Source organism: Streptomyces aurantiacus, assembly GCF_001418335.1.
GTDB lineage: Bacteria > Actinomycetota > Actinomycetes > Streptomycetales > Streptomycetaceae > Streptomyces > Streptomyces aurantiacus.
In genome coordinates, this window is sequence record NZ_LIPP01000371.1 from 1 (window position 1) to 10,366 (window position 10,366).

12 protein-coding genes are annotated in these 10,366 nt (G+C 70.4%); 6 read left to right on the forward strand and 6 right to left on the reverse strand.

The genetic code is table 11. The features are described from left to right. Positions 1-26: 26 nt before the first annotated feature. From AOK01_RS35540 to AOK01_RS35555, 4 genes are all read right to left on the reverse strand, one after another. Complete coding sequence (locus tag AOK01_RS35540; protein WP_055519017.1) at positions 27-488, reverse strand: DUF6099 family protein; 462 nt, start codon at positions 486-488, stop codon at positions 27-29. Positions 489-765: 277 nt separating this feature from the next. Then, positions 766-1,092 carry a nucleotide pyrophosphohydrolase gene (locus tag AOK01_RS35545; protein ID WP_055519019.1) on the reverse strand — a complete coding sequence of 109 codons (327 nt, stop codon included), beginning with the start codon at positions 1,090-1,092 and terminating at the stop codon, positions 766-768. Beyond that, on the reverse strand, positions 1,079-2,269 hold the full coding sequence (locus AOK01_RS35550; RefSeq protein WP_055519022.1) for an AAA family ATPase: 1,191 nt from the start codon (positions 2,267-2,269) through the stop codon (positions 1,079-1,081). Before AOK01_RS35550 ends, AOK01_RS35545 begins: the two co-directional genes overlap by 14 nt. 168 nt (positions 2,270-2,437) lie before the next feature. Further along, positions 2,438-2,881: a cell division protein SepF gene (locus tag AOK01_RS35555; RefSeq protein WP_079104025.1), complete on the reverse strand. Its 444-nt coding sequence runs from the start codon at positions 2,879-2,881 to the stop codon at positions 2,438-2,440. A 179-nt stretch (positions 2,882-3,060) separates the two neighbouring features. Here AOK01_RS35555 and AOK01_RS35560 point away from each other — a divergent pair, with 179 nt between their 5' ends. Both AOK01_RS35560 and katG read left to right on the forward strand, forming a co-directional pair. Continuing rightward, the gene (locus tag AOK01_RS35560) at positions 3,061-3,483 is read left to right on the forward strand and encodes a Fur family transcriptional regulator (protein WP_055519026.1); all 423 of its coding nucleotides are present in this window, start codon (positions 3,061-3,063) and stop codon (positions 3,481-3,483) included. A gap of 34 nt (positions 3,484-3,517) precedes the next feature. After that, on the forward strand, positions 3,518-5,749 hold the full coding sequence (gene katG / locus AOK01_RS35565) for a catalase/peroxidase HPI (protein WP_055519028.1): 2,232 nt from the start codon (positions 3,518-3,520) through the stop codon (positions 5,747-5,749). Between the two features lie 128 nt (positions 5,750-5,877). Here katG and AOK01_RS35570 read toward each other — a convergent pair whose 3' ends face one another. Next, positions 5,878-6,492 carry a TetR/AcrR family transcriptional regulator gene (locus AOK01_RS35570; protein ID WP_055519030.1) on the reverse strand — a complete coding sequence of 205 codons (615 nt, stop codon included), beginning with the start codon at positions 6,490-6,492 and terminating at the stop codon, positions 5,878-5,880. 93 nt (positions 6,493-6,585) lie between these two features. Between AOK01_RS35570 and AOK01_RS35575 the strand changes: the two genes are divergently transcribed. The 3 genes from AOK01_RS35575 (at position 6,586) to AOK01_RS35585 (ending at position 8,508) form a co-directional block, all read left to right on the forward strand. Next, the gene (locus AOK01_RS35575) at positions 6,586-7,326 is read left to right on the forward strand and encodes an SDR family NAD(P)-dependent oxidoreductase (protein ID WP_055519033.1); all 741 of its coding nucleotides are present in this window, start codon (positions 6,586-6,588) and stop codon (positions 7,324-7,326) included. Between the two features lie 17 nt (positions 7,327-7,343). Then, positions 7,344-7,736, forward strand: coding sequence for an ester cyclase (locus AOK01_RS35580; protein ID WP_055519035.1), 393 nt, complete (start codon positions 7,344-7,346; stop codon positions 7,734-7,736). Between the two features lie 85 nt (positions 7,737-7,821). Beyond that, complete coding sequence (locus AOK01_RS35585; RefSeq protein ID WP_055519037.1) at positions 7,822-8,508, forward strand: SDR family NAD(P)-dependent oxidoreductase; 687 nt, start codon at positions 7,822-7,824, stop codon at positions 8,506-8,508. Between the two features lie 146 nt (positions 8,509-8,654). Here the strand turns inward: AOK01_RS35585 and AOK01_RS35590 are convergent, their stop codons facing one another. Beyond that, positions 8,655-9,611 (reverse strand): quinone oxidoreductase family protein, encoded by a 957-nt coding sequence (locus tag AOK01_RS35590; protein ID WP_055519038.1) that lies wholly within the window; start codon positions 9,609-9,611, stop codon positions 8,655-8,657. Positions 9,612-9,661: 50 nt separating this feature from the next. Between AOK01_RS35590 and AOK01_RS35595 the strand changes: the two genes are divergently transcribed. Then, complete coding sequence (locus AOK01_RS35595; RefSeq protein WP_055519040.1) at positions 9,662-10,255, forward strand: TetR/AcrR family transcriptional regulator; 594 nt, start codon at positions 9,662-9,664, stop codon at positions 10,253-10,255. Positions 10,256-10,366: the final 111 nt, after the last annotated feature.

Below are 10,366 nucleotides of genomic sequence, written 5' to 3' on the forward strand. Positions count from 1 at the left end.
CCCCATCGCGTCGACGCCCTACCCCGCTACCCCGCCGTCGCACCCTGATCCCGTACCGCGAGTCTTCGTAGCATTTCCAGGACCCGGTCGCGGGACTCGTCCGCCGCGTCGATGGCCTCCATGCACTGCCAGTACGTCGCCTCGTCCGGCGCCGCGCAGGCGACGCCGACGAGGGCGATCCCGACCTCGCCGAGCAGTCCCCCGAGATCGAGGAGCGCCCGACGCGCATCACCGAGCCCCGTGAGCTGCGCGGCCCGCAGACTGCCGATGTCGAACGCCGGAGCACCCAGCACCCCGCATCCCCGACCGGCCAGCTCCGTCAGGCCCAGTGCCTCGCCCCGCAGTTCGGGCGGTCCTGACACCGCCAGTCGACTGCCTATCGCCTGGGCGAGGGCGTGGGCCTGCCAGGCCTCGGTCATGGTCTCGGAGGGGTCGCCGCTTTTCAGCAGGGCACACCTGCTCGCGCCGATGAGCCGCACCGCATCCATGCGCTGTCCCTGTCTGTCCCGACGCGCTGTGCACACGCCTGCCCGAACTCCGCCTGCCACTACCCAGAGTGAGCCGCCTCGGGACGAAAAGCCAGAGGAAGTCTGAAATCTGGGGACACGGAATCGAAAACTGACAGATCAACAACTACGGAGAGTGATAATCGGAAGTCTTGGTCCCAACTCCTGCGCACAGCCCGGGAGTTGGCGGGGTTGGTGAAGTTGGTGAAGTTGGCAGAGCCGATGGCGGAGGCGGCCAGGTGCGGCGGGGCCTGCCGGGTCACTCCGCCACCGGAAACCTCCGTTCGTTACGGTCGATCTTCGCGTCGAGCGCGGCGAGCGGGTCGACCCCGAGCACCTCGCACAGCTGGAGCAAGTACGCGAGCACGTCCGCGACTTCGTCCGCCACACGAGGAGCCTTCTCCGGGTCGTCCATCACCCGGGCCGACTCCTCGGGCGTCAGCCACTGGAAGATCTCGACGAGTTCGGACGCCTCCACGCTGAGCGCGGCGACGAGGTTCTTGGGCGTGTGGTACGGCCCCCAGTTCCGCGCCGCGGCGAACGCGGCCAGTCTGCGCTGCAGTGTCGCCACATCAAGTTCGGTCACGACTCAGGTCTACCACCGTCACCCCGCCCACCCCCGCCGCCCAGGACGCGTCGCTCACGGCCCCCACCAGCCGGATGTGCCCGCGTTCACACATGCGGGCGGCCAGCCGTACGAGCAGCCCCAACTGCCGTACGTCCAGGTCGCGGTCGAACCCGTCGGCGAGCACGGTGAGTGTCTGCAGCGCCGCGGGCACCTCCCCCGCCGGGTCGACTTCGAGGACACCGGGCCCGGTGAGCAGCACCATGGCCAGCGCGAGATACCTCAGCTCGCCGTCTCCCAGCCGCCCGAGCGGTGTCCGGGGACCGTCGCCCCGGTCGAGCAGTGCCAGCACCGCGCCCCCTGCCCCACCGGTCGTGGACTCCGCCAGGACGTCGTGGACAGGACCCGCGCATCCCGCCCGCACCGCGTCGACCAGCAGCCCGTGCCGCCGCCCGCACTCGGAGCGCGTACGCCACAGGACCTCGGCGAGGTTGTCGCAGCCACGCAGCAGGCGGCCCGCGCCGAGCGGCACGGCGGTGCGCATGGCGGTGCGCATGGCGCGGGGCAGCGGGTCGCAGGCGAACACCGACCGCAGGGCGACCACCATCTGCTCGGCCGCGGCGATGACCTGGCACTGGCCGTCCGTCTTGCCCGCGACGCGCAGCGGCAGGAGCGCGGTGCCGAGGCGGTCACCGGGAAGCGGCGCCCGCGTCACCGGGGCCAGGCCCGCCGTGTACCAGGCCGCCTGCACCGTACGCCGGCTCGGATCACGCAGGGCCGTCTCCAGCAGGGTGAGTCCGCCGACGGTCAACCGCTCGCCCACCATGCGCAGTTCGGGCTCGGCCTGCACGGCCACATCGAGTCGTACGGGGCCCTGGGGACCGTCCGCCGTGCAGCCGATGCGGAATCCACGGCGGCGCTGGGCGTCGGGCCGGGCCCGCTCGGGCACGCAGGCGGCCGGGTCCGGGAACACCTCGGCCAGTTCGGCGCCGCCGCCGAGCCGGGCCAGTGCCTCGTACGCGCGCAGGGCGCTCGACTTGCCGCTGCCGCTGGGGCCGGCGAAGAGGCTGAGGGGGCCGAGCGGGAATCCGGCGCCGCGGTGCGCGGCGAACGCGGAGAGGCGCAGTTCGGTGATGCTCGGCCGGTCCGGGGAGCGTGCCTCGGTCTCCGCGCGGGTCCCGCGAGCTGACACGGTCATATCCGGACGGTAGGGCCGCGCCCCGAGGCCGAACCGTTTCGCCCGCGGAGCTTCCTACGATCGGGGGACCCGGTCACGGTGCCGACGGAAATCGCCTCACACCATGGGGTCGTACTCGGACCGGACTCCGACCGGCTCCTCGGGGCCGACGTGGGGGCGTACCGACGCTCACACGCCGGGGATGCCCGCGCCCTCCATCAGTCCCTGTACCTCGGTTCCCGGCGGCGTGAGCAGGAACACGTTCCGGTCGACCCGGTGCATCCCGCTCGCCAGACCGAAGACGACACCCGTACTGAAGTCGAGTACGCGCTTGGCGACGTCCGTCTCGGCGCTGGTGAGGTCCAGGAGGACCGGGATACCGGCCATCAGGGTCTCGGCGACCTCACGGGCGTCCGCGAAGATGTTGATCCGCAGGACCACGAAGCGGCGCCGCGCCTCGGTCTCCGCCTCCGGCATCGCCCGGTGGCCGACCGCCGACGGCCAGGCGTCCCGGCCACGCAAAGGAACGACCTGGGCGAGCCCTTCCCACTGTTCATCGGTGACGTCGTGGCTGTTCACCGGCTCCCCCCGCCCTGAATCGTCCTGATTGCCTGCCCGGCCATTGTGGCGCATGGTCACCTGTTCGGCCCAATGCGACACGGTAGCGGCACGGGGCAGGGTGCGTTTCGGCAGTACCGTCCGGCCAGGTCATGAGGCCAAGAACCGGCAAACACTCCGCCAACTCGGCCCACCAAAACTTGCATCATTCGTTTACTTGAACTGTTCGTGTTTATGAAAGTAGGTTGGCCCCCATGCCCACGCCCCGCACCCCGACCACCGCCGACGAGCTGCGCGGTGCCGGCCTGCGGGTGACGGCCGCCCGCGTGGCGCTGCTGGAGACCGTCCGGGACGGCGATCACCTCGGTGTCGAGGCGATCGCCTCCGAGGTACGGGCGCGGGTGGGCCACATCTCACTTCAAGCCGTCTACGAGGCTCTCCACGCGCTGACCACGGCCAAGCTCGTCCGCCGTATCGAACCGCCCGGCAGCCCGGCCCTCTTCGAGGGGCGGGTCGGGGACAACCACCACCACCTCGTGTGCCGGTCGTGCGGTGTCGTGGCCGACGTCGACTGTGCGACAGGCCACGCCCCCTGCCTCACCGCTTCGCAGGACCACGGCTTCTCGGTCGACGAGGCCGAGGTCATCTACTGGGGCCTGTGCCCCTCCTGTTCCTGAGCATGTGATTCACCCCGTTCGGAAGGATTCCCCCATGACCGACAACCATGACGCGATCGTCACGGACCCGAAGCCGGAGGAGACGGGCGGCTGCCCGGTCGCGCACGGTCGCGCCGCGCACCCGACCCAGGGCGGCGGAAACCGCCAGTGGTGGCCCGAGCGCCTCAACCTGAAGATCCTCGCCCAGAACCCCGCCGTGGCGAACCCGCTCGGTGAGGACTTCGACTACGCCGAGGCGTTCCGGAGCCTCGACCTCGCCGCGGTCAAACAGGACATCGCCGAGGTCCTGACCACCTCGCAGGACTGGTGGCCGGCCGACTTCGGCAACTACGGCCCGCTCATGATCCGGATGGCCTGGCACAGTGCGGGCACCTACCGCATCAGCGACGGCCGTGGCGGCGGCGGCGCCGGTCAGCAGCGCTTCGCCCCCCTGAACAGCTGGCCGGACAACGGCAACCTCGACAAGGCCCGCCGGCTGCTGTGGCCGGTCAAGAAGAAGTACGGCCAGAGCATCTCGTGGGCCGACCTCATGATCCTCACCGGCAACGTCGCCCTGGAGACGATGGGTTTTGAGACCTTCGGCTTCGGCGGCGGACGCGCCGACGTGTGGGAGCCCGACGAGGACGTGTACTGGGGTCCCGAGACCACCTGGCTCGCCGACGAGCGCTACACCGGCGACCGCGAGCTGGAGAACCCGCTCGGCGCCGTCCAGATGGGCCTCATCTACGTCAACCCCGAGGGCCCCAACGGCAACCCGGACCCGCTGGCCTCGGCCCGCGACATCCGTGAGACGTTCCGCCGGATGGCGATGAACGACGAGGAGACGGTCGCCCTGATCGCGGGCGGTCACACCTTCGGCAAGACCCACGGCGCGGGCCCGGCGGAGAACGTCGGCGACGACCCCGAGGCCGCCCCGCTGGAGCAGATGGGCTTCGGCTGGAAGAGCACGTACGGCACCGGCAAGGGCGGCGACGCCATCACCAGTGGCCTTGAGGTCACCTGGACGAGCACGCCCACCCGGTGGAGCAACGGCTTCTTCAAGAACCTGTTCGAGTACGAGTGGGAGCTGACGCAGAGCCCCGCCGGAGCCAACCAGTGGGTCGCGAAGGACGGCGCCGGCGCGGACACCATCCCGGACGCGCACGACCCGTCGAAGCGCCAGGCCCCGACGATGCTGACGACGGACCTCGCGCTGCGGCTCGACCCGACGTACGGGCCGATCTCGCGCCGCTTCTACGAGAACCCCGACCAGTTCGCGGACGCCTTCGCCCGCGCCTGGTACAAGCTGACCCACCGTGACCTGGGCCCGAAGTCGCTGTACCTCGGCCCGGAGGTCCCGGCGGAGACCCTGTCGTGGCAGGACCCGCTCCCGGAGGTCACGCACGACCTCGTGGACGCGGCGGACGTCGCCGACCTCAAGAGCCGGCTCCTCGCCTCGGGCCTCACGGTCTCGGAGCTCGTGTCCACCGCGTGGGCGTCGGCCTCGTCCTTCCGCGGCAGCGACAAGCGCGGCGGCGCCAACGGCGCCCGCATCCGCCTGCAGCCGCAGAGCGCCTGGGAGGTCAACAGCCCCGACCAGCTCGCCTCCGTGCTGCGCACCCTCGAAGGCGTCCAGGAGTCCTTCAACTCCGCCCAGAGTGGCGGCAAGCAGATCTCGCTGGCCGACCTGATCGTGCTCGCCGGTGCGGCGGGCGTCGAGAAGGCCGCCAAGGACGCCGGCTTCGACATCGAGGTCCCCTTCACGCCGGGCCGCGCCGACGCGACGCAGGAGCAGACGGACGTCGAGTCGTTCGCCGCCCTGGAGCCGACCGCCGACGGGTTCCGCAACTACCTCGGCAAGGGCAACCGGCTGCCGGCCGAGTTCCTGCTGATCGACAAGGCGAACCTGCTGGGCCTGAGCGCTCCCGAGCTGACCGTCCTCGTCGGCGGCCTGCGTGTCCTGGGCGCGAACCACGGGCAGTCGTCGCACGGCGTCTTCACCGACACCCCGGGCACCCTGACGAACGACTTCTTCGTCAACCTGCTCGACATGGGCACGGCGTGGAGCTCGACCTCCGCGGACCAGACCGTCTTCGAGGGCCGCGACGCCGCCACCGGCGCGGTCAAGTGGACCGGCACCCGTGCCGACCTCGTCTTCGGCTCGAACTCCGAGCTGCGCGCGCTCGCCGAGGTCTACGCGAGCGACGACGCGAAGGAGAAGTTCGTGAAGGACTTCGTCGCGGCGTGGGTCAAGGTCTCGAACGCGGACCGCTTCGACCTGGTCTGATCAGCCCGCCCGTTCGACCAGTTCAACCTGCTCGGCACGTAGGACGATGCCCGGGCCGGTCCGCGAGGACCGGCCCGGGCATCGCCCTTTGCCACGGCTGAGGCAGAGGCCACGGCTGAGGCCGAGTCTCAGGAGAGTGGCCAGTTGCGCAGGGCGGCGTCGGCCAGCTCCTGGAGTTCGTCGCGGCCGATCCCGCTCGCGGCTTGTACGGCGATGCCGTGGGCGAGGGTGGTGATGTAGCGGGCCAGGAGCCCCGGATCGGTCTGCGGGGGCAGGTCGCCGTCGTCGACGGCCCGCTGGAACCGCTCCCGGACCTGGGAGTAGCCGTCGTTGCGCCAGGCGGCGAGGAGGTCACAGACCTCCTGCCCGGAGTCGCTGGTGGCCAGGGCACTCTGGACGCCCAGACACCCGTGGGGACCGGCCGGGGCGGTGGTGGTCCGAACGGTGCCGGCCAGGATCGCGGTGGCGACGCCGAGGGCGGTCGGTTCCTCCATGGCCCGGGCCAGGTACGCGCTCGGGCCTTCGGTGTAGCGCTCCAGAACCTTGCGGAACAGCTTCTCCTTGTTGCCGAAGGCCGCGTACATGCTGGTGGTGGAGATGCCCATCGCGCTCGTCAGGCCGGCCGTGCTGGCCCCCTCGTACCCGTGCCTCCAGAAGACCAGCATGGCGCGCTCAAGAGCTTCGTCGGTGTCGAATCCTCGCGGTCGGCCGGCCGGGGCACCGGCGCTCTGTCTCGTCTCCACCCCCACAGCCTACCTCTTCTGCAGCGATCGCTGCAGAAGTGCTAACGTTCGACTTCCGCAGCGATCGCTGCAGAAATCGAAAGGGCTACTCGCATGGGGCTGCTTGAGGGCAGGACCGCGCTCGTCACCGGGGGCAGCGCGGGAATCGGCCTGGCCACTGCCGTACGACTGGCGGCGGAGGGCGCTCACGTGTTCATCACGGGCCGGCGCAAGGCCGAACTGGACGCGGCCGTCGAAGCGATCGGTTCAGCGGCCACCGGGGTGACCGGCGACATCGGGAACCTGGCCGACCTGGACCGGCTCTACGAGACGATCCGCGGCCGGGGACAGGGACTGGACGTCCTGTTCGCCAATGCCTCCATCGGCTCGCTCGCACCGCTGGGGCAGATCACCGAAGAGCATTTCGACACCCACTTCGGCATCAACGTCCGCGGCATGCTGTTCACCGTTCAGAAGGCGCTGCCGCTGCTCAACGACGGCGCTTCGGTCATCCTGAACGGCTCCACCAACGGGGACGTCGGCGATGAGGCGTTCGGCGTGTACGCGGCGACCAAGGCCGCCACCCGGTCGTTCTCCCGGACCTGGGCCAACGAACTCAAGGAACGCGGCATCCGGGTCAACACCGTCACGCCGGGCCCGACCGAGACCCCGGGGTTGTTGGGTGTCAACCCCGACCCGGAGGCGTTCACGCGGCAACTGGCGACGCGTGTGCCGCTGGGCCGGCTCGGGCGCCCGGAGGAGATCGCCGCCGCCGTGGCCTTCCTCGCCTCCGACCAGAGCAGCTTCACCACCGGTTCGAGCCTGTACGTCGACGGCGGCCTGAACCAGATCTGAGACAGAAAGGTCACCTCATGTCCAACAGTGAGCTGCGCGCGTTCTACCTGCGCTACGTCGAGGAAATCAACGCCCACAAGTTCGACGGCATGGACAAGTACATCAACGACCGGACCACCCTGAACGGTGAGCCGGCCACCCGGGACGATCTCATCGCGGTGCAGAAGCACGACGTGGACGCGGTTCCGGACCTCCACTGGGAGCTCAAGGAACTGCTCTTCGACGGCGACCGGCTGGCCGCCCGGCTGATCAACACGGGCACTCCGGTGAAGGAGTGGCTCGGTGTGGCTCCCACCGGCGCCTCGTTCGAGATCGTCGAGTACGCCATCTACCAGGTCCGCGACGGGCGGTTCGTGCACATGACCGCCCTGCACGACGCCGGCGAACTTCTCCGGCAACTGACCGGCTGACCTCCGGCACAGGCACCGGCGTCGGCAACCACAGCCAGGACATCACCAATGGCCCACTCGGGCCATACGACTCATGAGGACAGACATGCCCATCACATTGATCACCGGGGCCAACAAGGGCATCGGCTTCGAAACGGCCAGGCAGCTCACGGAGTTGGGTCACGTCGTCTACATCGGCGCTCGTGACGCCGAGCGGGGCGAGAAGGCCGCGGCGGCGCTCGGCGCACGATTCGTACAACTCGACGTGACCGACGACGCGTCGGTGACCAGCGCGCTGGCGACGATCGACTCGGCCGAGGGCCGGCTCGACGTCCTGGTGAACAACGCCGGCGTCCTGGGAGCCGGCGTCACCGACGGCCCCACCGCGCTCCGGGCCTTCGACACCAACGCGGTGGGAGTCGTGCGCGTCACGGAGGCGGCGCTCCCCCTGCTGCGCAAGTCCCCGAACCCGACCGTGGTCACCGTTTCCAGCAGCGCCGGGTCGTTCTGGGCGGTGACCAACCCGGACCGGCCGGAGTTCAACCTGCCGTTGGCGCTCTACTCCGCGTCCAAGTCGGCGGCCACCATGCTCACGGTCCAGTACGCCAAGTCCCAGCCGGGCATCAAGTTCAACGCGGTCGAACCCGGCACCACCGCCACCGACATGACCGCGGCGTTCGGCATCGGAAGGGCGCCGGAGGAGAGCGCCAAGGTCGTCGTGCACCTCGCGACTCTCGACGCGGACGGCCCTACCGGAACGTTCCAGGACGAGAACGGCGAACTGCCCTGGTAGCCGGGTGGGAACGGTCGGGGGGCAGCAGCCAGGACGGACCACTGCCCCTCGACCGAGTGCCGGCCTCCCCCGGCTCACCCCGGCGTCGTCGCCGGCCACCGGGCCGTACGACCGGTCCTCCGTTACGGGATCAGTTACGGGATCAGTTATGGGATCAGCAGGAGTTTGCCGGTGGTCGTACGCGACTCGATGTCCGCGTGGGCCTTCGCGGCCTCGGCCAGCGGGTAGCGGCCGCCGATCCGGACGACCAACTCGCCCTTCGCGACGAGCGCGTACAACTCGGCGGCGCGCGCGGTGAGTTCCTCGGGTGTGCGGATGTAGTCCTCGGTCACGCCGTAGGTGATGCGGGTGCTGCGGGGGATGTCGTTCATCGCGATGGTCGGCACGTCCCCGATCAGCGGCCCGTAGAACACCAGCGTGCCGTGCGTGCGCAGCACCTGGAGGGACGCGGCGAACGTGGTCGCGCCCGCACCGTCGAACACCACGTGCGCTCCGCTCCCGCCGGTCAGGCCGAGCACCGGCTCGACGAACGCGCCACCGGTGGAGACCAGGACGTGGTCGGCGCCGGCGTCGGCGGCGAGCCCGGCCTTCTCCGGCCGCGACACCAGGCCGATCACGGTGCCGCCGCGGGCCTTGACGACCTGGGTGAGCAGCATCCCGACCCCGCCGGCGGCGGCGTGCACGAGCGCGACGTCCCCCGGCCGCACCGGATGGGACACGGTGGCGAAGTGCCGCGCGGTCAGGCCCTGCAACAGCACGGCCGCGGCCGTCTCGTCGTCGATGGCGTCGGGCACCGCGACGACACTGCTCGCCGGGAGCACGATCTGCTCGGCGTAGCTGCTGTGGCTGTTGATCGACAACCAGGCGACACGGTCGCCCGGGGCGAACCCGTGCACGCCCTCGCCGGTCTCCGCCACCACGCCGGCGCCTTCCGCGCCCGGCACGTCGGCCAGGGCCTGTCTGCGGATCGCGGTGTCGAAGAAGTTCACCCCTGCCACGCGGACGTCGACCAGGACTTCTCCCGGACCCGGACGAGGTGCCGGCCGCTCGCGCAGCCGCAGCACTTCCGGTCCCCCTGCTTCGTTGACCACTATCGCTCTCATGCGGCCGAAGGTAGATATCAAAAAATGTACCTGCAAGTACACTTTTGTCCGTGACCGCGAGGAAGGGCACGAGGAAGGGCGCCGCGACCCGCCTGCGCATCGTGGAAGCCGCCGCGGCCGAGATCCGGGAGCGCGGCACGAACGTCACCACGCTCGACGACGTGTGCCGGCGCAGCGACACCGGCAAGGGGCAGATGTTCCACTACTTCCCGGAAGGCCGGGAACAGCTTCTGCTGGCGGTTGCCGAGCATGAAGCGGAGCGCGTCTTCGACGACCAGGAGCCGTACCTGAGCGAACTCACCTCGCGCGCGGCCTGGGAGGCGTGGCGCGACCTGGTCGTCGGCCTCTACCGCGACCAGGGGCTGCACTGCCCGCTCGGGGTACTGATCGCCGACGTGGGCCGGTACAGCCCGGCGGCGCAGGCCGTGTCGGCGCACCTGATACGACGCTGGCAGGAATGCGTCCGCGCCGGCATCGAGGCCACGCAAGCGGCCGGCGAGGCCAACCCGTCGCTGGACCCCGACCGCACGGCCGCGGCAGTGATCGCCGCCGTCCAGGGCGGCGTCACGGTCCTGCTCTCCACCGGCTCGGCGGAACACCTGGAGGCCGGATTGAACCTCTGCCTGGACCACTTGCTGTCGTAACAGCGCCGCCGATCGGTGTGCCTGGCTACTCCGGCCCCAGCTTCGGGGACGGGGGCAACGGGATGCCGGCCGGGTCTTGTTCCGGGACCGGCGGGACGGGCGGGACCGGCG